The sequence below is a fragment of the Cellulomonas sp. P5_C5 genome, assembly GCF_054049655.1.
Genome location: NZ_JBFULY010000008.1, coordinates 76,664 through 101,932 on the forward strand (window position 1 = coordinate 76,664; position 25,269 = coordinate 101,932).

Here is a 25,269-nt window from a genome sequence, read left to right on the forward strand (position 1 = left end):
TTCGTCCAGGGTGCGCCCCCTCACGCCGCCATGTCAAGACATTCGGACATATTCGGCGGTATTCAAATGTTGATTCGGGCATCACTCCTGGTCAGGAGTCCGTTGCCCACACGCCCGGACACGCAAAGACGCCCGGGTGCGCCCGTTTCGGGGCGCCACCGGGCGTCGTCGGAGGCGTCAGTGCGGCTGGTACGGGCTCACCACGACCTCGACGCGCTGGAACTCCTTGAGGTCCGAGTAGCCGGTCGTCGCCATCGCGCGCCGGAGCGCCCCGACGAGGTTGAGCGTCCCGTCGGCCGTGTGCCCGGGGCCGAACAGGATCTGCTCCAGCGAGCCGGCGGTCCCGACCTCGACCCGCTCGCCGCGCGGCAGCTTCGGGTGGTGCGCCTCGGGCCCCCAGTGCCAGCCGCGGCCGGGCGCCTCGGTGGCCCGGGCCAGCGCGGCACCGAGCATGACGGCGTCCGCACCGCACGCGACCGCCTTGACCAGGTCACCCGAGCGGCCCACGCCGCCGTCGGCGATGACGTGCACGTACCGGCCGCCCGACTCGTCGAGGTAGTCCCGCCGGGCCGCGGCCACGTCGGCGACCGCCGAGGCCATCGGCGCGTGGATGCCCAGCGACAGCCGGGTGGTGTGCGCGGCACCGCCGCCGAAGCCGACGAGGACGCCCGCCGCCCCGGTGCGCATGAGGTGCAGCGCCGCCGTGTACGTCGAGGCGCCACCGACGATGACCGGGACGTCCAGCTCGTAGATGAACCGCTTGAGGTTCAGGGGCTCGACGCGGCCGGACACGTGCTCCGCCGACACCGTGGTGCCGCGGATGACGAAGAGGTCGACGCCGGCGTCGACCACCGTGCGCCAGAACTCGTTGGTGCGCTGCGGCGAGAGGGCACCCGCGACGGTCACGCCCGCGGCGCGGATCTCCTTGAGGCGGGCGGTGATGAGCTCGGGCTGGATCGGGGCCGCGTAGATCTCCTGCATCCGTGCGGTGGCACGCGCGCTGTCGAACGTCGCGATCTCCGCGAGCAGCGGCGTCGGGTCCTCGTACCGCGTCCACAGCCCCTCGAGGTCGAGGACGCCGAGCCCGCCGGCCTGCCCGAGCGCGACCGCCGTGGCCGGGCTCATCACCGAGTCCATCGGTGCCGCGATGATCGGCAGGTCGAAGTGGTAGGCGTCGATCTGCCAGCCGACCGAGACCTCCTCGGGGTCGCGGGTCCGCCGTGACGGGACGACCGCGACGTCGTCGAAGGAGTAGGCCCGGCGTCCGCGCTTGCCGCGGCCGATCTCGATCTCGTTGCTCACCGGGCAAGGCTACCGGGGCGGCGGCCACCCGCCCGAAACGGCGGCACGCGGGCCACCTCCGCGGCAATGTCGGACGTCGGTGCGAGTCTGGCGGCAGCACGCGAGCACCGAAGGAGCGCGACACGATGAGCTGGACGGACGGGCCACTGCTCGGCTTCGACACCGAGACCACGGGGATCGACGTCGACAACGACCGCATCGTGACCGCGGCCCTCGTGCGTCGCGACGCCTCCGGCACGCACGTCCGCAGCTGGCTCATCAACCCCGGCGTCCCCATCCCGGACGCGGCCGCCGCCATCCACGGCGTCAGCACCGAGCACGCCCGCACGCACGGTCGCCCGCCGCGCGAGGCGCTGGAGGAGATCGCCGCCGACCTGGCGGAGGCCCTGCGCGAAGGCGTCCCGGTCGTCGCCTACAACGCCTCGTTCGACCTGTGCCTGCTCGACGCGGAGCTGCGGCGGCACCGCCTCAGGACCCTGCCAGACCGCCTGTGCAGCGACGCGCGTCCCGTGATCGACCCGCTGGTGCTCGACCGCGCGGAGGACCGGCTGCGCAGCGGCAAGCGCAAGCTCGTCGATCTCTGCGGCTACTACGAGGTCGTGGAGTCCGGGAACCTGCACACCGCCGACGTCGACGTCGTCGCCACGCTCGACGTGCTCGAGCGGATCGTCGGCCGCTTCCCGCACCTCGCCTCGCTGGACCTCGACACGCTGCACGAGTACCAGTCGACGGCGCACCAGGCCTGGGCCGAGAGCTTCAACGCCTGGCGCACCGAGCAGGGCTTCGACGGGCCGGGGGCGTCCGACGTCTGGCCCACGCGGGAGCCCGTCGGCACGCTCTGGTGAGACGCACGTCATATCGCGGCTGAGTTCGGCACGGCGCCCGCCGACGGATCCGACCGATTCGCCGACGCGCCCCAGAGTGGCAATATCTCATCCATGAGTTAACGTCGTCCGCATGACGACGACCATCACCCCGGTTCCGACGAGCACCGGATCCTTCCCGGTCATCCAGGACCCGCTCGCGCACGTCGGCTCCCTCGTCCGCTCGGCGCGCCAGCACCGCGGCCTCACGCAGGCCCAGCTCGCCGAGCGCCTGGCCACCAGCCAGTCGGCCATCCACCGCATCGAGCAGGGCGCCCAGAACGTCAGCCTCGAGATGCTGACCCGCATCGGCGCCGCGCTCGACTCCCCCATCGTCACGCTCGGCGGCCCGCAGCGCACCCACCTGCGCGTGCAGGGCGGCCAGACGCTGAGCGGCCGGATCGACGTCAACACCAGCAAGAACGGCGCCGTCGCGCTGCTGTGCGCGTCGCTGCTCAACCGCGGCACCACCCGGCTGCGCAACGTCGCCCGCATCGTCGAGGTCGACCGGATCGTCGAGGTGCTGCGCTCCGTCGGCGTCCGCGCCACCTGGTCGACGGACGGCCGCGACCTGGAGATCGTCGTCCCGCGGCACCTCGACCTCGACGCCATCGACGTGGACGCCGCGCGCCGCACCCGGTCGATCATCATGTTCCTGGGCCCGCTGCTCGGGCTCGAGGACGAGTTCCGGCTCCCCTACGCGGGCGGCTGCGACCTCGGCACCCGGACCGTCGAGCCGCACCTGATCGGCCTGCGCCCCTTCGGCCTGGACGTCACCGCGACCGCCGGCGACTACCACGGGCTCGTCACCCGTGCCGGCGCGCAGGACCTCTCCATCGTCCTCACCGAGCGCGGCGACACGGTCACGGAGAACGTCATCATGGCCGCGGCCGGCCGTGCGGGCGTCACCACCATCCGCAACGCGAGCCCCAACTACATGGTCCAGGACCTGTGCTTCTACCTCGAGCTGCTCGGGGTGCGTATCGACGGCATCGGCACCACCACCCTGCGCGTGCACGGCCTGGCGGCCATCGACGCGGACGTCGAGTACGCGGTGTCCGAGGACCCGGTCGAGGCGATGAGCCTGCTCACCGCCGGCATCGTCACCGGCTCGGAGATCACCGTCGGCCGCGTGCCGATCGAGTTCATGGAGATCGAGCTGGCGACCCTGGCCGAGATGGGCCTGCGCTACACGCTCTCCGAGGAGTACGCCGCCGCCAACGGCCGCACCCGCCTGGTCGACGTCACGGTCCACCCGAGCGAGCTGCGCGCACCCATCGACAAGATCCACCCGATGCCGTTCCCCGGGCTGAACATCGACAACCTGCCGTTCTTCGTGGCCATCGCCGCGTGCGCCGAGGGTTCCACCCTGATCCACGACTGGGTCTACGAGGGCCGGGCCATCCACCTCACCGACCTCACCCGGCTCGGCGCGGACGTCCGGCTCCTCGACGCCCACCGCCTGCAGGTCAGCGGCCCGACGCACTGGTCCGGTGCCGAGGTCTCCTGCCCGCCCGCGCTGCGCCCCGCGGTCGTCATCCTGCTCGCGATGCTCGCCGCCAAGGGCACGTCCGTGCTGCGCGATGTCGACATCATCGCCCGCGGCTACGAGCAGCTCCAGGACCGCCTGGTGGAGCTGGGCGCTCAGATCGAGACGTTCCGCGACTGAGTGTCGCCCTCCAGGTACGTGCGGAGCTCGGCCATCGTGCGGCCGAACGCCGACTGCAGGTCGACCCCGTAGACGTCCGCCAGCGACATCACGGACCACAGGCAGTCGGCGAGCTCGTGCGCGAGGGCCTCGTCGAGATCCTCGCGCGGACGCACCCCGGCCTTGCCCTGCACCAGCTTGGCGAGGTCACCGACGTCCCCGAGGAACCCGAGCATCAGCTCCTCGGCACTCCAGCTGCGCCCGTACTGCGCGACCTCCCGCGCGGCGTAGGCGTCCCGCACCGCACGAGCCTGGGCCTGCATCTCCTGGAACTCCACCCGCCCAGTATCGGCGCCTAGGAGCGGGAGCGGCCGAGCCGGACCGTGAACTCCTGCGCGTCGTCGGCGGCCGCACCGTCCAGGACCTCTAGCCCGGCCTCGGCCGCCAGGGCCCCGAACCCTGCCGGTGTGTGCCAGTGCAGCAGCCACACGCGCTCCACCCGCTCGACGCCGGCCCCCGTCGACCGCTCGTAGCGCAGGGTGGTCCGCCGGGTGCGGTTCGCGGCGTCCCAGTCCTCGTCGACGACGCCCACCCGGATCGTCGCACCGTCGTCGGTGACCACCGACCGGAAGACCCCGACCTGGTCCGCCGGCGTCKGGGAAGGGACGAACAGCGGGACGAGCGCGGTCCCGTCGTCGGTGAGGTGCGCGCGGATCGCCCGGAGCGCGCGCAGGGCGACAGCGTCCGTGGCGAGCAGCGTGAACGTGGCGCCCGCCAGGAAGATGGACCGGTACCGGCGTGGGAGAGCGAGGTCCTCCATGCGTTGCTGGTGGACGGTGACGGACAGTCCGCGGGTGGCCGCGGACGCGCGGAGCCGGGCGAGCATGTCCGCCGACGAGTCCACCCCGTCGACGTCGATCCCGAGCGCGCGCAGGTCCAGCAGGGGGTCGCCGTCGCCGCAGCCGAGCTCGAGGGCGGGTTCGCCGGACGACGCGACGAACGACGCGTACTCGGCGGGGTCCGAGGTGAAGGACCGCAGGGGCGCGTACAGCTCGGCGACGAGCCCGGTGTAGAAGTCCGCCGGATCCGTCACCGACGGCTCAGCGGCCGGTGTAGTTCGGGGCCTCGACGGTCATCTGGATGTCGTGCGGGTGCGACTCCTTGAGCCCGGCCGCCGTGATCCGGACGAACTGCCCGCGGTCCTGCAGCTGCGGGATCGTGTGCGCGCCGACGTAGAACATCGACTGGTGCAGCCCGCCGATGAGCTGGTGCGCGACGGCGGACAGCGGGCCGCGGTACGGCACCTGGCCCTCGATGCCCTCGGGGACGATCTTCTCGTCGGAGGACACGTCGGCCTGGAAGTACCGGTCCTTGGAGTAGGAGATCCGGCCGCGGGACGCCATCGCGCCGAGCGAGCCCATCCCGCGGTAGTGCTTGAACTGCTTGCCGTTGACGAACACGAGCTCGCCCGGCGACTCGTCGCAGCCGGCCAGCAGCGAGCCGAGCATCACGGTGTCGGCGCCGGCGACCAGGGCCTTGGCGATGTCCCCGGAGTACTGGAGCCCACCGTCGCCGATGACCGGGACCCCGGCGGGCTTGCAGGCGCGGGCGGCGTCGTAGATGGCGGTCACCTGCGGGACGCCGACGCCGGCGACGACGCGCGTGGTGCAGATGGAGCCGGGCCCGACGCCCACCTTGACGGCGTCGACGCCCGCGTCGACCAGCGCCTGCGCGCCGGGGGTCGTCGCGACGTTGCCGCCGATGACCTGGACGTGGCGGGTCGACGGGTCGGACTTGAGCTTGCGGACCATGTCGAGCATGAGGCGCGCGTGCCCGTTCGCGGTGTCGACGACGAGCGCGTCGACGCCGGCCTCGACGAGCGCGGACGCCCGCTCCCAGGCGTCCCCGAAGAAGCCGATCGCGGCGCCGACGACGAGCCGCCCCTCGCCGTCCTTGGTCGCGTCCGGGTACTGCTCCGACTTCACGAAGTCCTTGACGGTGATGAGCCCGCGCAGGATCCCGGCCTCGTCGACGAGCGGCAGCTTCTCGATCTTGTGCTTGGCCAGCAGGGCCGCGGCGTCGTCGCGCGCGATGCCGACGGGCGCGGTCACCAGCGGCATCGGCGTCATGATGTCCCGGACGCGACGCGTCTCGAAGTCACCCGGGGGCACGAAGCGCAGGTCGCGGTTGGTGATGATGCCGAGCAGCAGCCCGCTCTCCGCGATCACCGGCAGGCCGGACACGCGGTAGATGCCGCACAGGTGGTCCAGCTCGGCGAGCGTCGCGTCGGGCGACACCGTCACGGGGTCGGTGATCATGCCGGACTCGGAGCGCTTCACCAGGTCGACCTGGTGGGCCTGGTCCTCGATGGACAGGTTCCGGTGCAGGATCCCGATGCCGCCCTGGCGCGCCATGGCGATGGCCATGCGCGACTCGGTGACGGTGTCCATCGCGGCGGACAGCAGCGGGACACGCACGGTGATCTCGCGCGTCAGGCGCGAGGACGTGTCCACCTCGCTGGGGATGACGTCGGTCTCCCCCGGCAGGAGGAGCACGTCGTCGTAGGTGAGCCCGATGCGGGCGAACGGGTCGGCAGGCGAGTGCTCCGTCATCCGGCAAGGATACTCGGACACCCGGGTGCTCAGGCCCTGCGTGCTGAGGTCCGGCCTACTGGATCAGGCCGCGCCGCAGACCGATCGCGACCGCCTGGGCGCGGTCGTTGGCACCGAGCTTGCGGAAGAGCCGGCGCGCGTGCGTCTTGACCGTGTCCTCGGACAGGTAGAGCTCGGCACCGATCTGGGCGTTCGACCGGCCGTGGCTCATCCCCGTGAGGACCTCGATCTCGCGCTTGGTGAGCGGGACCCCCGGGATCGCGCCCGTGGTCGGCACGCCCACCGGGGCGCCGTTCGCGTCGGGGGCGAGGACGGCGGGGTTGCCGTTCGACGGGGTGCGCAGGTCGCTGGCCCGGAAGCTGCCCTGGCTGGGCACGTCCACCGACGGTCGCGACGGGGGCTGCGCGGGCAGCACGGGGCTGGCCAGCACGTGGGCGGCGACCGCGGAGAGCTCGGCGCGGCCGACGTCGGGCGCGAGGAAGCCACGCGCCCCGAGGGCGAGCGCCCGGTCGAGCGCCACGGTGTCGTCCGGCAGCGCGAGCAGCACGATGGCCGCCGACGGTGCCACGGCGCGGAGCCGTCGGATCGCCTCGATCGCGCCCGGCGCCCCGAGGTGCGCGTCCAGCAGCACGACCGTCGGCGGCATCCGCCGCGCGAGGCTCAGCAGCTCGTCGACCGTGGACGCCGCTCGCACCGGACCGAGCGCGGGCACGCCGATGGAGGTCACGACGAGCCGCTCTCGAACGACCGCCGAGCCGTGACAGACCACGACTCCCGCCATGTTGTTTCCCCTCTCGGGCCCCGTGCGGGCCACCTGAGTCCTATCGGCCGAGGATCACGCTGAAGTTAGCCGGAGAGGCGAACCGCACCCGCGACGGGCGGGGCTTCGTCCGCCTGTGCGCCACCTGAGCGGAATGTCTCCCCCGCTGGGCGGCGATCTCACCCGTCCACGCTCGCAGTCGCGACGGCGAGGACCTCGTGCAGGAGCCCGGTGAACGTCCGGGCCCGGTGGACCGAGCGCCCGAGCGGGACCGCGCCGGCAGCCCGGTCGRGAACCATCACGAACTGCGGGAGGTCCGGCTGCTCGCTCGCCAGCCGGTCCACCACCTCCAGGTCGGCGTCGACGCGCTCCCCGACGGTGACGACGGCCCGCGCCCGGGTCATCGCGGTGAGCTCGACCGCGTGGTGCGGCCCCACCGGGCCTCCGACGATGCGGGCGTCGACACCCTGCGCCGCCAGCGCCCCGGCCAGGACGTGCGCGACGAGCGGCCGGGCCTCGCGCGCGGCGACCAGGACCAGGACGACGGGCCGACGTCCGGCGCCAGGCGGGACGGGGCGGTCCCGGAGCGCGGCGAGCACCCCGGCGTGGACGGCGAAGGTCGCGTCGACCCCGGGCAGGTCGACGACCGTGCGCCGGGCGAGGGCGGCGAGGACCGGCTCGACCAGGCTCGTCCACCACAGGACGACGTCCGGGCGCCCCTCGAGGGTGAGCAGCCGGGCGCACCGCACGACGTCGCCCGCGAGCGCCGCGTCCACCACGGCGGTCGGCGTCGTGGGCGCCGCGTCCTCGGTGGCGGTGTCCGGTCCCGCGACCACATCGGTGGCGAGCGCGATCCGTGCGGACTCGGCCGGCGCGACGCCGTCGAGCGTGAGCCGGCGCATGATCAGCAGCCGCTCCACGTCGGTGGCCGAGTAGCGGCGGTGCGCGCCCGCGGAGTGCTCGGACGGCCCGAGGCCGTACCTGCGGTCCCAGGTGCGCAGGGTCGCGGGGGCGACACCGAGGCGACGGGCGACTGCGGCGACGGCGAGCGCGGGCGTCGGCGTCGCCGCCGGTTCGTCGTCGTCGCGCGTCACCATGGCGCGATTCTGCCAGGCCGACGCGATTCAGCCCGATCTAAGCGTGTCGCCTGCGACACGCCGACCTGCGACGACATCGGCAATCGCGCCATCACACGAATGTGTGACACACCCTTGAACAACTTCTGGCGCGGTTGTAACGTCCTCCCCAACGCGTCACCCCCGGTGGACATCACCGGACACCCGTGTTCACAACTTTTCGGAGCACCCGCTACGGCGGCACCGCACCAGAGCGACTCAGGAGGAACACACATGGCCGAGATCTCGCGCCTTCCCGGACCGGTGATGGACCTGTGGGAGTGGCAGTTCGACGGAGCCTGCCGCGACGAGGACCAGGACCTGTTCTTCCACCCCGAGGGCGAGCGCGGGTCTGCCCGCCGCCGTCGCGCCGAGGCCGCCAAGGCGATCTGCGCGACCTGCCCGGTGATCAAGGAGTGCCTCAACCAGTCGCTGGCCGTCCGCGAGCCGTACGGCGTCTGGGGCGGCCTCTCCGAGGACGAGCGCGCCGCCGTCCTCCAGGAGCGTGGCCGCGCCGCTCGCATCAGCTGACCGCACGCACGACCAGAGCCCCCTCCCCGTCGGCACGACCGGGGAGGGGGCTCTGGCGTGTCCGGTGCACCCCAGGACGCCGGAAGGCCCCCACGGCGCTGCCGTGGGGGCCTTCCGAGCGAGCGGGGCGCGGGCGCCCCTCAGCTCACTTGACGACGATCGCGAGGATGTCGCGGGCCGAGAGGATGAGGTACTCCTCGCCCGAGTACTTGACCTCGGTGCCGCCGTACTTCGAGTAGATGACCTTGTCGCCGACGGCGACGTCGAGCGGGATCCGGTTGCCGTTGTCGTCGACACGACCGGGTCCGACCGCCAGGACCTCGCCCTCCTGGGGCTTCTCCTTGGCGCTGTCCGGGATGACGAGACCGGAAGCGGTCGTCGTCTCTGCCTCGAGCGTCTTGACGACGATCCGGTCCTCGAGGGGCTTGATGGAGACCGACACAGCGGACCTCCCCTTCGCATGTGAGTAGTTCTCTGAGGTTCGTGCGCGCTGTCGGACCACGTCGTCGCGGGTGCCGCGGTCCGGAGCGCAGCTGGCACACTCACCGGGAGAGTGCCAGCCATCACTCTAGGAACCGGTTAGCACTCGGTCAAGGCGAGTGCCAACGGGCGGTTCTGGACAGCCCCTGCGTGCGAGGATCGCGGCATGGACCGCGACGGCATCGCCCAGCTGCTCAGCCCCGCAGGCTGGGCCCTGCTGTCGGCGCTGCCGCCCTACGACGAGAGCCGCACGCTCGCCCTGTCCGAGCGCATGCGCGACGAGGGCATCGACCCGGCCCTGGTGGCCGCCGCGCTGACGCAGTCGCGGCTGCGCGCGAAGGCCGCCGGGAAGTTCGGGACGTTCGCTGACGGCATGCTCTTCACGGCCGCCGGGCTCGAGCAGGCCACCCGGCTCAGCGTCGCGGCGCACCACGCGCGCCGGTACCGCGACGCAGGCAGCACCCGGGTCGCGGACCTCACCAGCGGGATCGGGGCGGACGCGATGGCCTTCGCCGGCATCGGCCTGCGGGTGCTCGCGACCGACGTCGACGAGGCGACGGCGGCGATCGCGACCGTGAACCTGCGACACTTCCCCGACGCCGAGGTCCGGCACGGCGACGGGCTCGCGCTCGACCTGGCGGCGGAGGGCATCGACGGCGTCTACGCGGACCCTGCGCGCCGGACGTCGTCGGGGAGCCGCGTGTTCGACCCCGCCGCGTACGAGCCGGCGCTCGACGCGGTGCTCGCGGTCCGCGACCGGGTGCCCGCCCTCGGCCTCAAGCTCGGTCCCGGCATCCCGCACACGGCGCTGCCCGCCGACGCGCAGGCGCAGTGGGTCTCGGTGGACGGCGACGTCGTCGAGGTCGGCCTGTGGTTCGGCCCGCTGGCGCCGGAGGGGCCGGGCCGCTCGGCGCTCGTGCTGCGCGACGGCGAGGCGCACGTCGTGCAGCAGACGTCGGAGGAGCGGCCGCCGACGGGCGCGCTGGGCGGCTACCTGTACGAGCCGGACGGGGCGGTCATCCGCGCCGGCCTGGTGGGCGAGACCGCCGCGCAGGTGCACGGCCGGCTGCTGGACGCCACGATCGCCTACGTGACCTCGGACTCGTTGACCGACGTGCCCACGGCGACCGCCTACCGGGTGCTCGACGTCATGCCGTTCGGCCTGAAGCGGCTCCGCACCTACCTGCGAGGACGCGACGTGGGCAAGCTGACCATCAAGAAGCGCGGCACGGCCGTCGTCCCGGAGCAGCTGCGACGCCAGCTCGACCTGCGGGGCAGCGCCACGGGGACGATCATCCTGACGCGCGTGGCGGGCAGCCAGCAGGTGCTCGTGGTGGAGCCGGTCTGATGGCCGCGCCGGTCACGGTCCCCTTCGGGCACTCGGAGCGGTCGACCGTGGGCATCGAGTGGGAGGTCGCCCTCGTCGACGCCGACTCCGGGGACCTGCGGCAGGCCGCCGAGGCGATCCTCGCGGCCGTCCGGCCCGCCGGCGGCGGCGAGCACCCCCTGATCACCCAGGAGCTGCTGCTCAACACCGTGGAGATCCGGTCGGGCAAGTGCCGCACGATCAGCGAGGCGACGGCCGACCTGCAGCGGGCCCTCGACGAGGTGGAGGCGGCGGCGACCCCGCTGCGCATCCAGCTCATGGGCGGCGCGACGCACCCGTTCGCCCACTGGGCGCAGCAGAAGGTCACCGACAAGCAGCGCTACGCCACGCTCATCGACCGGACGCAGTGGTGGGGCCGGCAGATGCTGATCTACGGCGTGCACGTGCACGTCGGCGTCGAGGACCGCGCCAAGGTGCTCCCGCTGTCCCGGGCGATGCTCACGGTGTTCGCGCACATCCAGTCGCTGTCCGCGTCGTCGCCGTTCTGGGGCGGCAAGGACACCGGCTACGCCTCGAACCGCGCGCTGCTCTTCCAGCAGCTGCCGACCGCCGGCCTGCCGTTCGCGTTCGAGGACTGGTCCCAGCTGGAGCAGTACGTCGGCGACATGATGCACACCGGGGTCATCGACCAGTTCGACGAGGTCCGCTGGGACGTCCGGCCGTCGCCGCGGTTCGGGACGCTCGAGATGCGGATCGCCGACGGCGCCTCGAACCTGCTCGAGGTGGGTGCGATCTCCGCCCTGACGCACTGCTTCGTCGAGCACTTCTCCTCGATGCTCGACCGCGGCGAGACCCTGCCGACGCTGCCGCCGTGGTTCGCGCAGGAGAACAAGTGGCGCTCCGCGCGGTACGGCATGGACGCGATCATCATCACCAACGCGGCCGGCGACGAGGAGCTGGTGACGGACGCGGTCGGTCGCTGGCTGGTCGAGCTGGCGCCCGTCGCCGAGCGGCTGGGCTGCGCGGCCGAGCTCGAGCAGGTGCGGGTCATCCTGCGCCGCGGCGCCTCGTACCAGCGGCAGCGGGCGGTCGCCCGGCGCCACGCGGGCGAGCTGGACGCCGTCGTGCGGTCCCTCGTCGCCGAGCTCACGGCCGGACGACCCCTCTAGACCCCCGTCGGAACCCGTGTGAGTTTGGCCTGGCCCGCTACTTGTTTATGCCTACTAGCGGGCATAGCCTGAACGCATGGACGAGCCCCGCGACCCGCAGCTCCTCAAGGGAGTGCTCCCGATGCTCGTGCTCGCGCTGCTCACGGAGCGCGAGTCGTACGGGTACGAGCTGGTCACGCGCCTGCACGAGGGCGGCCTCGACGACCTGAGCGCCGGGACCCTCTACCCCGTCCTCAACCGCCTCGAGCGCGACGGGCAGATCTCGTCGCGCCTCGTCGCCTCCAGCGCGGGACCGGCCCGCAAGTACTACCTGCCCACCGACACGGGTGCGGAGCAGCTGTGGAGCACCGCACGCGCGTGGCGGCAGCTCGCCGTCACCGTCGACCACCTGCTCGCCCGCGCCACCCCGAAGGAGTCCTCATGAGCCTGCACGACACCCTCGTCCGCGAGCGCTACCTGCTGCGCTTCAGCTGGGCCATGCAGGACTACCCGAAGTACAAGCCGGTCGTGCGCGAGCTGCGCACCGAGCTGACCGCGACCGCCGCCGAGGTCGGCATGCGCAAGGCCGTCGCGGACCTGGGGCATCCTCGGGTGCTGGCGGACGGCTACCTGAGCGAGCTCGGCCGACCGGTCCCGCGGTGGACCACCGGCGCGGTCTGGGGAGCGCTCGCCGTCGGCGCGGTCGCCTACCTCGCGATGGCGTACGCGATGGGGACCCTCGACACGATCGAGCAGATGGGAGGCGGCACGCTCGAGCGCGTCTTCCTCGGCGCGACCACGACGTTCATCGCCGAAGGCCGGACGCTCGCCGTCGAGTCCACCTTCACGTGGCAGGTGCTCGCGTTCTACGCCCTCGTCTTCACGGTGCCGTTCCTGCTGGGCGCCCGGGTGTGGCGCAGCTGGACGAAGACACCCACCGGGCAGGCGGTCGCTGCCTGAGCGTCAGACCAGGACCTGCGTCAGCGGCATCGACGAGTCGACGGGCAGGTCCAGCGACGACGGAGGCAGCCCGCGCCGGAGGACCGCCGCCCCGAGCGCCGCGATCATCGCGCCGTTGTCCGTGCAGTACCGGATGGGCGGGATGCGCAGCGTGATGCCGGCCTCGGCGCACCGCTTCGCGGCCATGTCCCGCAGCTGCGAGTTCGCGGAGAATCCGCCGCCCACGACGAGGGTGTCCACCCCGTGCACCCGGCACGCCGCGATCGTCTTCGCGGTCAGCACGTCGGCCACCGCCTCGGCGAACGAGGCCGCGACGTCCGGCAGCGGCACCTCCTCGCCGGAGTCCTGCCGCGCCTCGACCCAGCGCGCGACGGCGGTCTTGAGCCCGGAGAACGAGAAGTCGGCGGCGTGCGCGGCCTGGTCCTTCGCGGCGGTCAGGCCGCGCGGGAAGCGGATCGCGGCGGGGTTGCCCTCGCGCGCCAGGCGGTCGATGTGCGGCCCGCCGGGGTACGGCAGGCCCAGGAGCCGACCGACCTTGTCGAACGCCTCCCCCGCGGCGTCGTCGAGCGTCGAGCCGAGCTCGGTGACGTGCACGGTGTCGTCGAGGAGCAGCAGCGACGAGTGGCCGCCGGAGACGACGAGCGCCATGACCCGCTCGGGGAACGCGCCGTCGACCAGCTCGTCGACGACCGCGTGCCCGATGACGTGGTTGACGCCGTACAGCGGCTTGTCCAGCGCGAGCGCGAGGGCCTTGGCGGCGGACGCCCCGACGGTCAGCGGTCCGACGAGCCCCGGACCGGCCGTGACCGCGATGGCGTCGACCGCACCGAGGGAGACGTCGGCCGTGGCCAGCGCCCGCTCGATCGTCGGCACCATGGCCTCGAGGTGGGCGCGCGACGCGATCTCCGGGATGATCCCGCCGAACCGCGCGTGCTCGTCGACCGAGCTGGCCACGGCGTCGACCAGCAGGTCGTAGCCGCGCACCAGGGCGACGCCGGTCTCGTCGCACGAGGTCTCGATCCCGAGGACGAGGGGGTCTGCCATGCGCACCAGGATAGGTGCGTCGCGAGGTGTGACGACCGCCACCCCGGTGCCCGGAACAACTCAGAGTGATTGATGCTTCAACCACACATGACCACTGACACCACTGTCCTCGACGGCCTCGACTTCGGGGTGCCCACACTCGCAGTCGCCGACGACGTCGCGGACCTGCTGTTCCGCGAGGCGCGCACCGCCGCCGCGTTCACGTCCGACGAGGTCAGCGACGAGCAGATCACCGCGGTCTACGACCTGGTCAAGTGGGGCCCGACCGCCCTCAACACCATCCCGCTGCGCCTCCTGGTCGTCCGCACGCCCGAGGCCCGTCAGCGGCTCGCCGCGCGCATGAGCGAGGGCAACCGCGAGCGCGTCCTGGCCGCCCCCGTCTCGCTGGTCCTGGCGGCCGACACCGGCTTCCACACGCACATCCCGACGCTCGCGCCGCACATGGCCGCGCTCGCCGACGCGCTCGAGGGCCAGCCCGAGCAGCGCGAGACGATGGCGCGCACCAACGCGCTCATCCAGGCCGGCTACCTGATCGTCGGCCTGCGCGCCGCCGGCCTGGCGGCGGGCCCGATGGGCGGCATGGACGCCGACGCCATCGACCAGGAGTTCTTCGCCGAGAACGGCTGGAAGTCGCTCCTGGTCGTCAACGTCGGCCACGTCGAGGGCACCGGCACGCACCGGGCCCGCGCCGAGCGGCTCGGCTACACGCAGGCGTCGCTGACCGTCTGAGCCCGCACGACGGCCGCGGTCCCGACCCGGGGTCGCGGCCGTCGTCGTGCTCGGCTAGCGCCCGACAGCGGCCGGGCGGGCGGGGTCGTTGGACCACTGCGACCACGAGCCCGGGTACAGCGCCGCCTCGACCCCGATCGACGCCAGCGCGGCGACCTCGTGCGCGGCCGTCACACCCGAGCCGCAGTACACCGCGACCGGTCCCTCGACGGACGCGAACCGCTCCCGCAGGGCGGCGTCGGGCAAGAACGTGCCGTCGGGGCCGAGGTTCCCGGCCGTCGGCACGGAGATCGCGCCAGGGATGTGGCCCGCACGCGGGTCGACCGGCTCGACGTCACCGGCATAGCGCTCGGCGGCCMGGGCGTCGAGCAACGACCCGTCCCAGCCCGCCGCCTGGTCGGCGTCGATCGTCGGCAGCGCACCGGGCTCCAGCACGACGTCCCCCGGCTCGGGCGTCACGGATCCGGCCTCGAGCGGCAGACCCGCCTCCGTCCAGGCCGCCAGCCCGCCGTCGAGCAGCCGCACGTCGCGCACGCCCGCCCAGCGCAGCAGCCACCACACGCGGGCCGCCGACGTCCCGCCGACCGCGTCGTAGGCGACGACCGACCGCTCGCCCGAGACACCCCACCGACGGGCGGCGGCCTCGAACCCGGCGACGTCGGGCAGCGGGTGGCGGCCGGCCTGCGGGGAGGCCGGCCCGGCCAGCTCGGTGTCCAGGTCCACGAACACCGCGCCCGGCAGGTGGCCGTCGAGGTAGCGGTCGTGACCGTCCGTCTGCCCGAGCGCCCAGCGCACGTCGAGCAGGACCGGCGGGTCGGCACCCTCCAGGGCCTCCGTCAGCGCGATCGCGTCCACGATGACCGCGTCCCTCGTCATGCAGGCTCCTCCCGACCACGCAGGTCCAGCCGCATGGTCCACGCGTCGATGTTCCCGGGTTGGTAGTACGCCCGGCGCATGCCGAGCCGTTCGAAGCCGGCGCTCTCGTAGAGGTGGATCGCGGGGTCGTTGTCCACCCGCACCTCGAGCAGAACCACGGCCGCGCCGACCGCCCGGGCGTGCTCCAGGAGGTTCACCAGCATCCGCCGACCCAGACCTCGCCCCTGGAAGCGCTCGTCCGTGCCGATCGTCATCACCTGCGCGTCGAACCCGTCGAACCACAGGCCCGCGTACCCGACCAGCTCACCGCCGACGACCGCGCCGACGTACCAGCGCCCAGGGCCGCTGATCTCCGAGGCGAGGCTCTCGGGTGACCACGCCGCCGCCCCGAAGAGCTCGACCTCCATGCGCTCCAGGGCGGGCAGGTCTGCCGGAGTCAGGACGCGGACGTCGTCGGACTGGCCGGTCATCCGAGCACGCGCTTGCGCGCGGCCTGCGGCACGGCGTCCGGCCGACGCAGGTACAGCGGCTCGGAACCGAGCACGTGACCGGCGGCGACGCGGTCCAGGGCCAGTCGCGTCAGCTCGGCCGGGTCGGGGTCGAGGAGCCCGAACCCGTCCAGGTCCACGACGTCCTGCGCGAGCGGGGCCTCGACGCCGACGGCCCCGACCGGACCGGGCTGCGGTCCGAGTGCACCGGCGTACAGCAGCGCGCCGCGCCCGATCACCAGGGCACCGGTTGTGCGCTCGTCGGCCGCCACGTCCGCGGCCGCGGCGACCTCGGGTGCCACGAGCACCTCGATCCGCCCTGTCTCGACCAGCCGGTACAGCGACCAGTACACCTCGCGCCGCCGGGCGTCCGTCGCGACCAGCACGTCCGTCCCCGGGGGCAGGACGCGCGACGCACGCAGCGCCACCGCGTCGAGGCTCGGGACGCCGTGCGCCGGGATGCCGAGGGCCAGCGCGAGCGTCCGCGCGGTGACGAGCCCGACGCGCAGGCCGGTGAACGGGGCCGGTCCCGTGCCGACGACGACGGACGTGAGCTCGCGCCGGTCCACACCGGCCTCGGCCAGCACGGCGGCGATCATCGGGGTCAGCAGCTCGGCATGGTGGCGCTGCTGCGCGTCCGAGCGTTCGGCCAGCAGGGCGCCGGCGTCGTCGGTGAGGGCGACCGCGACGGCGGCGGACGTGTCGAGGGCGAGGACGGGCACGAGGTCAGCCTGCCACCGGGTCGGCGTCGGGCAGCGCGACGTCCGCCCAGCGTGCACCGACGGCCCGCACGGTGACCACACGCTCCCCCGCGGCCGCGTCGTCGAGGTCGTCGTCGGCCAGCGCTCCCCCGCGCGGCCGCTGCAGCGTCACCTCGAGGCGGTCCTGCGCGAGCGTCTCGACCCACCCCTCGCCCCACTCGACCACGGTCACGGCCTCGTCCAGGCTCGCGTCGAGGTCGAGCGCGTCCACCTCGTCGAGGGAGCCCAGCCGGTAGGCGTCGACGTGCACCAGCGTGGGGCCGCGCGTGCCGTCTGGACGCGCGACCGGCGGGTGCTCGCGCGCGATGATGAACGTCGGCGAGGCCACCTGCCCCCGCACCTGCAGACCCGCGCCGATGCCCTGCGTCAGCGTCGTCTTGCCCGCTCCCAGGTCCCCGGTGAGCACGACGAGGTCACCCGCCCTCAGGACGTCCGCGAGCGCGCGACCGTACGCCCGGGTGGCATCGGCGTCAGGCAGCCGGACCGTCACGCTCATCGGGCGACCGCCTCGCTGTCGACGTGCACCCGAGGCACCCGTGCGCCGATCCGCGTGACGATCTCGTAGGAGATCGTGCCGGCGGCGACCGCCCAGTCCTGCGCGGTCGGCCCGCCGTCGCGGCCGGAGCCGAACAGCTCGACGCGGTCCCCCGCCTGCTCGGTGGCGCCCGGTCCGAGGTCGATGACCACCTGGTCCATGCACACCCGTCCCGCGACGCCGAGCGTGCGACCGCCGACGCGCACGGGACCGCCGGGCTGCTCCTGCGTGCCCGACGCGTGCCGCGGGATCCCGTCGGCGTAGCCCAGCGGCACCAGCCCGAGCACCGTGTCGTGCGTGGTCACGTACTGGTGGGCGTACGAGACGCCGTGCCCACCGGGCACCGTCTTCACGTTCGCCAGCTCGGCCTCCAGGGTCATCGCGGGCACGAGACCATAGTCGTCGTGCCCGCCGAGCTGCGGGACGGGCGAGAGGCCGTAGACGGCGATGCCGGGCCGGACGAGGTCGTAGTGCACCGCCGGGGTGGTCAGCGTCGCGGCGGAGTTGGCCAGGTGCCGGACCTCGAGCCCGATCCCGGCGGCCTCGACGGTGCGCAGCGCGTCCGCGAAGACCTCGCCCTGGTGCTTCACGGTCGGGTGCTCGGGCTCGTCGGCGAACGCGAGGTGGCTCCACAGCCCGACGACGTCGACCGCACCCTCCGCGCGCAGCCGCAGGACCTCGGGCAGGATCGCCGCCAGGTCCGCCGGGGTCAGCCCGTTGCGGCCCAGACCGGTGTCGATCTTGAGGTGCGCACGCGCCGGTCGACCGGCCGCGCGTGCGGCGGCGGCCAGCTCGTCGAGCGCCCACCGCGCGGACACGGACACGTCCACGTCGGCGTCGACGGCCTCGCGCAGCGGCGCGCCCGGTGCGTAGAGCCAGGTCAGGACGCGGGCGTCGGTGATCCCGCCGCGCCGCAGGGCGAGCGCCTCGTCCATCTGTGCCGCGCCGAGCCACGTCGCACCTCCGGCGACGGCGGCGGCTGCGGTCGGCAGGAGGCCGTGGCCGTAGCCGTCGGCCTTCACGACGGCCATCACCTGCGCGGTCGGCGCGTGCGCGGCCAGGGACCGGACGTTCGAGCGGACGGCCGCGAGGTCGACGACGGCGCGTGCAGGGTACGAGCTCACGGCGACCAGTCTTGCACCGGTCGTCAGGCGAGGCGGACGAGGACCTCAGCACAGACCACCGGCACCGAGAGACCAGCCCCGCGCGTCGACGTCGTCAGGCGAGGCGGACGAGGACCTCAGCACAGACCACCGGCACCGAGAGACCAGCCCCGCGCGTCGACGTCGTCAGGCGAGGCGGACGAGGACCTCAGCACAGACCACCGGCACCGAGAGACCAGCCCCGCGCGTCGACGTCATCAGGCGAGGGGGACGACGACGTCGGCGCGGACGGCCGTGGCCGCGACCAGCCGGGCGTTGTTCTCGTCGGGACCGTGGGACCACGCGAGCGCCGCCTCGGGCGACTTGCCGAACGCCTCGTGCCGCGCCACCAGCCGGGACAGCCGCAGGCCGTCGTCGGGCGCCAGGAACCACGACTCGTCGAGCAGGTCCGCCACGGGACCGAAGCCGTGCGCGTCGAGCAGCAGGTAGTTCCCCTCGACGACGACGAGCCGGACCTCGGGCGGCACCGCGATGGCACCCGCGACGGGATTGCGCAGGTCACGGCGGTACTCCGGCGCGTACACCGTCCGCTCGGGGACGCGCAGACGCGTCAGCAGGGCGACGAAGCCGTCGGCGTCGAACGTGTCCGGCGCGCCCTTGCGGTCGGCGCGCCCGATCCGCTCCAGCTCCGTCTGTGCGAGGTGGAACCCGTCCATGGGCACGACGACCGCGGCGGCTCCGACGGCCTCGACCACCTGGGCCGCGACCGTCGACTTGCCCGCCCCGGGCGCGCCGACGATGCCCAGGACCTGCCGCGGTCCGCGCGCCAGCAGCGTGTCCAGCCGGCCGACCAGATCAGGGGTCAGCGTCACCGGTCCAGCAGCTCCGCGATCGTGCCCGGCAGCGCGTCCGCGACCGCGCGCGCCGAGATCGGGCCGCCGGGGTTGGCCCGGTGGGCGGCACGGCCGTGGACCAGCGCGGCGGTCGCCGCGAGCGCGGCCGCCAGCGACGGGTCCTCGTGGATCGCGTCGACCCGGCCCGCGAGCAGCGCGCCCAGCAGCCCGGCCAGCACGTCGCCCGCCCCCGCRGTCGACAGCCACGCCGGGGCGTCGGCCTGTGCGTAGGCGGCGCCCTGCGCGCCGGCGACCACCGTCACCGGGCCCTTGAGGAGCACGGTCGCGCCGGTCAGCTCGTGCGCGCGGCGCGCCCACCGCAGCGGCTCCGCCTCGATCGCCGTCCGGTCGACGTCCTCGCCACGCTGCGCGAGCACCCGCGCCAGCTCGCCCGCGTGCGGCGTGAGCACCGCGTGGGGCCCGACGTGCGCCGGCAGCAGCTCGAGCGCGCCGGCGTCGACCACCGCGGCCTCGCCGCGCTCCCGCACGTGCTCGAACGCGTACCCGATGCGACGCCGCTGCCCGGCGTCGTCCGGCGAGACCCCCGGACCGAACACCCACGCCTGCACGCGCCCGTGGCCGACCACGACCTCCGGGTGTGCCGCCACGACCACGTCCCCGACGTCCCCCAGGTACCGCACCATCCCGACGCCCGCCCGCACGGCGGCGCTCGTCGTGAGCACCGCGGCCCCCGCGTAGGCGCGCGAGCCCGCGACGATCCCGACGACCCCGCGCGTGTACTTGTGCGCGTCGGGGGCGGGCACGGGCCACAGGTCGGCGACGTCGTCCGGCTCGAGCCGCGCCACGGCGGGCACGCCGGAGAGGTCGAGCCCGAGGTCGACGAGCTCGACGCGGCCTGCCGCCCGGGCGCCCGGCGGCAGCAGCAGACCGGGCTTGAGCCCACCGAACGTCACCGTCAGGTCGGCGTCCAGGACGGTCCCGACCCGTCGCCCGTCGTCGACGCCGAGGCCAGACGGGACGTCGACCGCGACCACGTACGGGCGCCCGAGGTCGAGGAGCGCCCGCACGAGCGCCTCTGCCGGACCGCGCAGGCCCGACCCGTCCGAGCCGATGCCGAGCAGCCCGTCCAGCACCAGGTCGGCGCCGGCCGCGAGCACGGCGGCGTCGTCGACGGGTCCGTCGACCCGCAGCGCACGCCCCCCGGCCCGCAGGAGGGCGGCCAGGCCACCCTCGTGGACGCGCGAGCCGGTGAGCACGGCGTGGACCTCGACCCCGCGTCGAGCCAGCAGCGCGCCCGCGTACAKGGCGTCGCCGCCGTTGTTGCCCGGTCCCGCCAGGACGGCCACCCGCGCGCCGGCGACGGCGCCGCGCCGCTCGCGCAGCACCGCGGCCGTGCGCGCGTGCAGCGCGAACGCCGCCCGTTCCATGAGGGGGACGCCGGCCGCGAGCAGCGGCTCCTCGGCGGCCCGCACCTGCGCGGAGGTCCAGGTCTGCAGCACGTTTCTCATCCTGACGGGTGGGAGCGCATTCGCACGCGGGCGCGGGCGACCAGGTCCGATTGCATCGATTCGAGCCGACCGCGCGCGTGGGCTCCCGCGCAGGTAACGTGCCCGCATGCGCTTCGGACTCTTCATCCCCCAGGGCTGGCGGCAGGACCTCACAGGCATCGAGCCGCGTGACCACTGGCAGACCATGAGCGGGCTGGCCACCCACGCCGACCAGGGCGACGCCTTCGAGTCGATCTGGGTGTACGACCACTTCCACGCGGTGCCCGAGCCCAACGGTGAGGCGACCCACGAGGCCTGGAGCCTCATCAACGCGTTCGCCGCGAGCACCAGCCGTGTCCGCCTCGGCCAGATGTGCACCTGCATGGCGTACCGCAACCCCGCCTACCTGGCGAAGGTGGCCACCACCGCGGACATCATCTCGGGTGGCCGCGTCGAGATGGGCATCGGCGCCGGCTGGTACGAGCACGAGTGGCTCGCGTACGGCTACGGCTTCCCGTCCGCCGGCACCCGGATCGCGATGCTCGACGAGGGCGTCCAGATCTTCAAGCAGATGTGGACCAACGGCACCGCGACCCTGGCCGGCAAGCACTACCAGGTGGACGGCGCCCAGCTGTCGCCGCTCCCGCTGCAGGTGGACGGTCCCCCGCTGTGGATCGCAGGCGGAGGCGAGAAGAAGACTCTGCGCATCGCGGCCGAGCACGCCGCCTACACCAACTTCGCGGGCGCCCCCGAGGCCTTCGCGCACAAGTCCGAGATCCTGCGCGGGCACTGCGAGGCCATCGGCCGGCCGTTCGAGGAGATCACCCGCTCGGCCAACTACAACGTGGTCATCGGCGCCACGGAGGCCGAGGTCGACGACCGCATCGCCTGGGTCGAGGAGCACCTGAGCAACACGGTCCCCGCCAAGGCGGCCGAGGTGGCCGAGGACTTCCGCAACGGCCCGCTCGTCGGCACCCCGGAGCAGATCGTCGAGAAGCTCCAGACTCTCGAGAAGCTCGGCATGACCTACGCGATCACGTACTTCGCGGAGGCCGCCTACGACCGCTCGGGCATCGAGCTGTTCGAGTCCGAGGTCGTCCCCGCGCTGCGCTGAGCCCTCAGTCGCGCTCGGCGATCACCACGGCGGACGCGATGCCCGCGTCGTGGGAGATGGACAGGTGGAACCGGTCGACGCCCGCCGCGGCCGCTGCGGCGGCGACGGTGCCGACGACCTCGACCACCGGCTGCGCCCCGGCGACCCGGCGCACGGTCGCGTCCTGCCAGCTCATCCCCGCGGGCGCGCCGAGCGCCTTGGCGATGGCCTCCTTGGCCGCGAACCGCGCGGCCAAGGAGGTCTCCGGCATCTCCCGCTCCTCGGGCGTGAACAGCCGCGTCCGCAGCGCCGGCACCCGGTGCAGGGTGTCGACGAAGCGCGCGACGTCGACGACGTCGATCCCGACCCCGACGATCACTCGACCGTGACGGACTTGGCCAGGTTGCGCGGCTGGTCCACGTCCAGACCCTTGGCGGTCGCCAGCTCGCACGCGAAGATCTGCAGCGGTACGACGGCCAGCAGCGGGGCGAGCAGCGTCGGGGACTGCGGCACGTAGAACACCTCGTCGGCGTACGGCAGGACGTCCTCGTCGCCGTCCTCCGCGATCACCAGGGTGCGGGCACCGCGAGCGCGGATCTCCTGGATGTTGGAGACGACCTTCGAGTGCAGCGAGTCGCGTCCGCGCGGCGACGGCACGACGACGAACACCGCCTGCCCCTCCTCGATGAGCGCGATCGGACCGTGCTTGAGCTCCCCGGCGGCGAACCCCTCGGCGTGGATGTAGGCGAGCTCCTTGAGCTTGAGGGCACCCTCCATCGCCACCGGGAACCCGACGTGCCGGCCCAGGAACAGCACCGACGTCGTGTCCACCATCGAGCGCGCGGTCTGGCGCACCCGGTCGGCCCGGTCGAGCACCTGCTGGATCTTGTCGGGCATGGCGCGCAGCTCCGTCAGGATCGCCCCGACCTCGTCCGCGTACTTGTTGCCACGCAGCTGGGCGAGGTACAGGCCGAGCAGGTACGCCGCCGTGATCTGCGCGAGGAACGCCTTGGTGGACGCCACCGCGATCTCGGGGCCGGCGTGCGTGTAGAGCACCGCGTCGGCCTCGCGCGGGATGGTCGAGCCGTGGGTGTTCACCAGGGCGAGCACCTTGGCGCCCTGCTCCCGCGCGTGCCGCACGGCCATGAGCGTGTCCATGGTCTCGCCGGACTGGGACACCGCCACGACCAGCGTGCGCTCGTTGACCACGGGGTCGCGGTAGCGGAACTCGTGCGCGAGCTCGACCTCCACGGGGATCCGGCACCAGTGCTCGATCGCGTACTTGGCGACGTGGCCCGCGTACGCGGCGGTGCCGCAGGCGACGACGACGATCTTGTCCACCGACCGCAGCACGGACTCGTCGATCCGGATCTCGTCCAGCACCAGCCGGCCGTGCGCGTCGGTCCGGCCGAGCAGCGTGTCCGCGACCGCGTGCGGCTGGTCGTGGATCTCCTTGTCCATGAAGGACGCGAAGCCGCCCTTCTCGGCCGCGGCGGCGTCCCAGTCCACGGTGTAGCGACGGGCCTGCGCCGGACGGCCGTCGAAGTCGGTGACGGTGACGGCGGTCGGGGTGATGGTCACCACCTGGTCCTGGCCGAGCTCGAGAGCCTCGCGCGTGTGCGAGATGAACGCCGCGACGTCGGACCCCAGGAAGTTCTCGCCGTCGCCGATGCCGACGACCAGCGGCGAGTCGTGCCGGGCGCCGACGACGACGTCGGGGGCGTCCTCGTGGACGGCCAGCAGCGTGAACGTGCCGTGCAGCGTCCGCGCGACCGTCGCCATCGCGGCCGTGAGGTCGCCCGTCGTCTCGTAGGCGCGCGCGATGAGCTGCGCGGCGACCTCGGTGTCGGTCTCGGACGTGAACCGGACGCCGTCGGCCACGAGCCCCGCCTTGAGCGTGGCGAAGTTCTCGACGATGCCGTTGTGGATCACCGCGAGCTTGCCGGCGACGTGCGGGTGCGCGTTCACGTCGGTCGGCCCGCCGTGGGTGGCCCACCGCGTGTGCCCGATCGCGGCCGTGGACTCGGGCAGCGGGCGCAGGTCCAGCTCCTCGACGAGGTTCGCCAGCTTTCCGGCCTTCTTCGCCGTGGCGAGCGTCCCCGTGGGGCTCACCAGCGCGACCCCCGCCGAGTCGTACCCGCGGTACTCGAGGCGTCGCAGACCCTCCAGCACCACGTCCAGGGGGCGGTCGCTGGCTACCTGGCTACCGACGTAGCCGACGATTCCACACATGTCCGCGAGTCTAGTCGGCGGCCACCGCGCCCCTGCCCGCCCCTACGAGGAGGCCCGCACCACCGGCAGCTCCGCCTGGTCCAGGACGTGCCCCTCCATCTGCGCGAGCGCGTCGCCGAGCGTGGTGGTCGCGTCGCCGGCGACCACCTCGTCGAGCGCGTACACCGTGTACACGTACGTGTTCCCGTCGACGCACGGCCCCGAGTAGCTGCCGGTGCCCCGGAAGCTGTCCCCGACGATGCCGCCGTCGACCATCCCGGCGTCGGCCGACGCGAGACCGGTCGCGGTCGGCTCGATCCCGGTGACGACCCAGTGCACGTAGGCGGGGTGCGCGGGATCGGTGAACGTCACGACGAACGACCGCGTCCCCTCGGGCACACCGTCCCAGGCGAGCTCCGGCGACCGGTTCTCCCCGGCGCAGGTGGTGCCGTACACGCCGGAGGCCCAGGCGGGCAGCGCTCCCGCGTCGTCGAGGTCGGGGCTCGTCAGGACCAGGTCCGTGGTCGGCGCAGCGCTCGCGGCATCGACGTCGGTCTCGGCGGAGGCGTCGGCGGAGGCGTCGGCCGAGCAGCCCGCCAGGACGCCGGCCAGGGCCAGGGTGGCCAGCACGCGCGCACGGCGGCCGTCTCGTCGTCGTCGACCGGCCGGGACTCTGCGGGACATGTCGGCTCCTCGTGCATCGTCCGCGTCGGCAGGTCCGAGCGCGGCATTACGCTGTTATGGCCATAACGTAGTGATGTGACCACAGCGACGTCAACGCTGCCCCTGCGCGACCGGATCCTGGCCGAGACCGTCAAGATCCTCGGCACCGAGGGACCGGCGGCACTCACCGTGCGCCGCGTCGCCGCCCTGTCGGGCTGCTCGACCATCGGGGTGTACACCCACTTCGGCAGCAAGGCCGCGCTCGTCGACGCCGCGATCATGGAGGCGTTCGCCGGGCTCGACCAGGCCCTGGCGCCCACCGACGCGTCCCACGGCGTCGACAGGCTGCTCCGCGGCGCGCACGCGTACCGCGACTGGGCCCTCGCCCACCCGCTGGAGTACACGGTGATGTTCGCCCCGAGCATCACCGCCAACGACGCCACCGACGCGTCCGCGCAGCGCGGCGGCCTCTCGCTCGACGACCACGTCGCCCGGACGCAGGACGCCGTCGACCGCGGGGAGCTGGTCGGCGACACCGAGACGATCGCCCGTAGCATCTGGTCCCAGGTCCACGGCTGGGTGATGACGGAGATCCTGCAGGCCGACCCGAGCCGGGGGGTGCCGTCCGCCGCCGCCCGCACGGAGTTCGACGCCGGGGTGCGCGCGGTGCTCGTGGGCT

The 25,269-nt window shown here is 73.5% G+C and carries 27 protein-coding genes and 1 pseudogene; 10 read left to right on the forward strand and 18 right to left on the reverse strand.

The genetic code is table 11. From position 1 onward, the window contains the following. Positions 1 to 177 precede the first annotated feature (177 nt). Positions 178 to 1,302 carry a GuaB3 family IMP dehydrogenase-related protein gene (locus ACXJKF_RS09265; protein ID WP_055912249.1) on the reverse strand — a complete coding sequence of 375 codons (1,125 nt, stop codon included), beginning with the start codon at positions 1,300 to 1,302 and terminating at the stop codon, positions 178 to 180. Positions 1,303 to 1,427: 125 nt separating this feature from the next. Between ACXJKF_RS09265 and ACXJKF_RS09270 the strand changes: the two genes are divergently transcribed. Both ACXJKF_RS09270 and ACXJKF_RS09275 read left to right on the forward strand, forming a co-directional pair. Continuing rightward, positions 1,428 to 2,147, forward strand: a complete 720-nt coding sequence (locus tag ACXJKF_RS09270; protein WP_456787447.1) for an exonuclease domain-containing protein — start codon at positions 1,428 to 1,430, stop codon at positions 2,145 to 2,147. A gap of 112 nt (positions 2,148 to 2,259) precedes the next feature. Further along, positions 2,260 to 3,834: a helix-turn-helix domain-containing protein gene (locus ACXJKF_RS09275; RefSeq protein WP_456787448.1), complete on the forward strand. Its 1,575-nt coding sequence runs from the start codon at positions 2,260 to 2,262 to the stop codon at positions 3,832 to 3,834. Here the strand turns inward: ACXJKF_RS09275 and ACXJKF_RS09280 are convergent. The 5 genes from ACXJKF_RS09280 to ACXJKF_RS09300 form a co-directional block, all read right to left on the reverse strand. Further along, complete coding sequence (locus ACXJKF_RS09280) at positions 3,810 to 4,151, reverse strand: MazG nucleotide pyrophosphohydrolase domain-containing protein (protein ID WP_456787449.1); 342 nt, start codon at positions 4,149 to 4,151, stop codon at positions 3,810 to 3,812. The genes ACXJKF_RS09275 and ACXJKF_RS09280 overlap by 25 nt on opposite strands. 17 nt (positions 4,152 to 4,168) lie before the next feature. Next, a complete protein-coding gene (locus ACXJKF_RS09285; protein WP_456787450.1) occupies positions 4,169 to 4,906 on the reverse strand; it encodes a class I SAM-dependent methyltransferase in 738 nt (245 codons plus the stop codon). A 7-nt stretch (positions 4,907 to 4,913) separates the two neighbouring features. Then, the gene (gene guaB / locus ACXJKF_RS09290) at positions 4,914 to 6,425 is read right to left on the reverse strand and encodes an IMP dehydrogenase (protein ID WP_456787451.1); all 1,512 of its coding nucleotides are present in this window, start codon (positions 6,423 to 6,425) and stop codon (positions 4,914 to 4,916) included. A gap of 55 nt (positions 6,426 to 6,480) precedes the next feature. Then, entirely contained in the window at positions 6,481 to 7,206 is a 726-nt protein-coding gene (locus ACXJKF_RS09295; protein WP_456787452.1) for a response regulator transcription factor, read from the reverse strand. Between the two features lie 158 nt (positions 7,207 to 7,364). Next, positions 7,365 to 8,282 (reverse strand): MerR family transcriptional regulator, encoded by a 918-nt coding sequence (locus ACXJKF_RS09300; protein WP_456787453.1) that lies wholly within the window; start codon positions 8,280 to 8,282, stop codon positions 7,365 to 7,367. Between the two features lie 252 nt (positions 8,283 to 8,534). Here ACXJKF_RS09300 and ACXJKF_RS09305 point away from each other — a divergent pair, with 252 nt between their 5' ends. After that, complete coding sequence (locus ACXJKF_RS09305; protein WP_456787454.1) at positions 8,535 to 8,831, forward strand: WhiB family transcriptional regulator; 297 nt, start codon at positions 8,535 to 8,537, stop codon at positions 8,829 to 8,831. 145 nt (positions 8,832 to 8,976) lie between these two features. On the opposite strand, the gene groES is transcribed toward ACXJKF_RS09305, so the two are convergent. Further along, positions 8,977 to 9,273 (reverse strand): co-chaperone GroES, encoded by a 297-nt coding sequence (groES, locus tag ACXJKF_RS09310; protein ID WP_055912235.1) that lies wholly within the window; start codon positions 9,271 to 9,273, stop codon positions 8,977 to 8,979. A gap of 204 nt (positions 9,274 to 9,477) precedes the next feature. On the opposite strand from groES, the gene ACXJKF_RS09315 reads away from it, so the two are divergent. The 4 genes from ACXJKF_RS09315 (at position 9,478) to ACXJKF_RS09330 (ending at position 12,746) form a co-directional block, all read left to right on the forward strand. Beyond that, positions 9,478 to 10,659 (forward strand): THUMP-like domain-containing protein, encoded by a 1,182-nt coding sequence (locus ACXJKF_RS09315; RefSeq protein ID WP_456787455.1) that lies wholly within the window; start codon positions 9,478 to 9,480, stop codon positions 10,657 to 10,659. Next, positions 10,659 to 11,807: a glutamate--cysteine ligase gene (locus ACXJKF_RS09320; protein ID WP_456787456.1), complete on the forward strand. Its 1,149-nt coding sequence runs from the start codon at positions 10,659 to 10,661 to the stop codon at positions 11,805 to 11,807. Before ACXJKF_RS09315 ends, ACXJKF_RS09320 begins: the two co-directional genes overlap by 1 nt. Positions 11,808 to 11,883: 76 nt before the next feature. Then, complete coding sequence (locus tag ACXJKF_RS09325; protein WP_456787457.1) at positions 11,884 to 12,231, forward strand: PadR family transcriptional regulator; 348 nt, start codon at positions 11,884 to 11,886, stop codon at positions 12,229 to 12,231. Then, positions 12,228 to 12,746, forward strand: a complete 519-nt coding sequence (locus ACXJKF_RS09330; RefSeq protein ID WP_456787458.1) for a hypothetical protein — start codon at positions 12,228 to 12,230, stop codon at positions 12,744 to 12,746. Before ACXJKF_RS09325 ends, ACXJKF_RS09330 begins: the two co-directional genes overlap by 4 nt. 3 nt (positions 12,747 to 12,749) lie before the next feature. Here the strand turns inward: ACXJKF_RS09330 and tsaD are convergent, their stop codons facing one another. Further along, positions 12,750 to 13,790, reverse strand: a complete 1,041-nt coding sequence (gene tsaD, locus ACXJKF_RS09335; RefSeq protein ID WP_456787459.1) for a tRNA (adenosine(37)-N6)-threonylcarbamoyltransferase complex transferase subunit TsaD — start codon at positions 13,788 to 13,790, stop codon at positions 12,750 to 12,752. Between the two features lie 87 nt (positions 13,791 to 13,877). On the opposite strand from tsaD, the gene ACXJKF_RS09340 reads away from it, so the two are divergent. Beyond that, positions 13,878 to 14,519 (forward strand): malonic semialdehyde reductase, encoded by a 642-nt coding sequence (locus ACXJKF_RS09340; RefSeq protein ID WP_456787460.1) that lies wholly within the window; start codon positions 13,878 to 13,880, stop codon positions 14,517 to 14,519. A 54-nt stretch (positions 14,520 to 14,573) separates the two neighbouring features. Here the strand turns inward: ACXJKF_RS09340 and ACXJKF_RS09345 are convergent, their stop codons facing one another. From ACXJKF_RS09345 to ACXJKF_RS09375, 7 genes are all read right to left on the reverse strand, one after another. After that, positions 14,574 to 15,395 (reverse strand): sulfurtransferase, encoded by an 822-nt coding sequence (locus ACXJKF_RS09345; RefSeq protein WP_456787461.1) that lies wholly within the window; start codon positions 15,393 to 15,395, stop codon positions 14,574 to 14,576. Further along, positions 15,392 to 15,865 (reverse strand): ribosomal protein S18-alanine N-acetyltransferase, encoded by a 474-nt coding sequence (gene rimI / locus ACXJKF_RS09350; protein WP_456787462.1) that lies wholly within the window; start codon positions 15,863 to 15,865, stop codon positions 15,392 to 15,394. Before rimI ends, ACXJKF_RS09345 begins: the two co-directional genes overlap by 4 nt. Next, complete coding sequence (gene tsaB, locus ACXJKF_RS09355; protein ID WP_456787463.1) at positions 15,862 to 16,605, reverse strand: tRNA (adenosine(37)-N6)-threonylcarbamoyltransferase complex dimerization subunit type 1 TsaB; 744 nt, start codon at positions 16,603 to 16,605, stop codon at positions 15,862 to 15,864. Before tsaB ends, rimI begins: the two co-directional genes overlap by 4 nt. 4 nt (positions 16,606 to 16,609) lie before the next feature. Beyond that, a complete protein-coding gene (tsaE, locus tag ACXJKF_RS09360) occupies positions 16,610 to 17,140 on the reverse strand; it encodes a tRNA (adenosine(37)-N6)-threonylcarbamoyltransferase complex ATPase subunit type 1 TsaE (RefSeq protein WP_456787464.1) in 531 nt (176 codons plus the stop codon). Then, positions 17,137 to 18,303 carry an alanine racemase gene (gene alr, locus ACXJKF_RS09365; protein ID WP_456787465.1) on the reverse strand — a complete coding sequence of 389 codons (1,167 nt, stop codon included), beginning with the start codon at positions 18,301 to 18,303 and terminating at the stop codon, positions 17,137 to 17,139. Before alr ends, tsaE begins: the two co-directional genes overlap by 4 nt. Positions 18,304 to 18,539: 236 nt before the next feature. After that, positions 18,540 to 19,154, reverse strand: coding sequence for a nucleoside/nucleotide kinase family protein (locus ACXJKF_RS09370; RefSeq protein ID WP_456787466.1), 615 nt, complete (start codon positions 19,152 to 19,154; stop codon positions 18,540 to 18,542). After that, a complete protein-coding gene (locus ACXJKF_RS09375) occupies positions 19,151 to 20,644 on the reverse strand; it encodes a bifunctional ADP-dependent NAD(P)H-hydrate dehydratase/NAD(P)H-hydrate epimerase (RefSeq protein ID WP_456787467.1) in 1,494 nt (497 codons plus the stop codon). The genes ACXJKF_RS09370 and ACXJKF_RS09375 overlap by 4 nt, the downstream gene beginning before the upstream one ends. Before the next feature lie 106 nt (positions 20,645 to 20,750). On the opposite strand from ACXJKF_RS09375, the gene ACXJKF_RS09380 reads away from it, so the two are divergent. Next, positions 20,751 to 21,737 carry an LLM class F420-dependent oxidoreductase gene (locus ACXJKF_RS09380; RefSeq protein ID WP_456787468.1) on the forward strand — a complete coding sequence of 329 codons (987 nt, stop codon included), beginning with the start codon at positions 20,751 to 20,753 and terminating at the stop codon, positions 21,735 to 21,737. Positions 21,738 to 21,741: 4 nt separating this feature from the next. On the opposite strand, the gene ACXJKF_RS09385 is transcribed toward ACXJKF_RS09380, so the two are convergent. From ACXJKF_RS09385 to ACXJKF_RS09395, 3 genes are read right to left on the reverse strand one after another with little or no spacing between them, the layout of a single operon-like run. After that, entirely contained in the window at positions 21,742 to 22,095 is a 354-nt protein-coding gene (locus ACXJKF_RS09385; RefSeq protein WP_056023491.1) for a holo-ACP synthase, read from the reverse strand. Continuing rightward, positions 22,092 to 23,948, reverse strand: a complete 1,857-nt coding sequence (glmS, locus tag ACXJKF_RS09390; RefSeq protein WP_456787469.1) for a glutamine--fructose-6-phosphate transaminase (isomerizing) — start codon at positions 23,946 to 23,948, stop codon at positions 22,092 to 22,094. Before glmS ends, ACXJKF_RS09385 begins: the two co-directional genes overlap by 4 nt. Before the next feature lie 42 nt (positions 23,949 to 23,990). Continuing rightward, positions 23,991 to 24,611: a YbhB/YbcL family Raf kinase inhibitor-like protein gene (locus ACXJKF_RS09395; protein ID WP_456787470.1), complete on the reverse strand. Its 621-nt coding sequence runs from the start codon at positions 24,609 to 24,611 to the stop codon at positions 23,991 to 23,993. Positions 24,612 to 24,686: 75 nt separating this feature from the next. On the opposite strand from ACXJKF_RS09395, the pseudogene ACXJKF_RS09400 reads away from it, so the two are divergent. Then, positions 24,687 to 25,175 (forward strand): annotated as a pseudogene (locus tag ACXJKF_RS09400) (TetR/AcrR family transcriptional regulator); the annotation flags it as partial. Positions 25,176 to 25,269 lie beyond the last annotated feature (94 nt).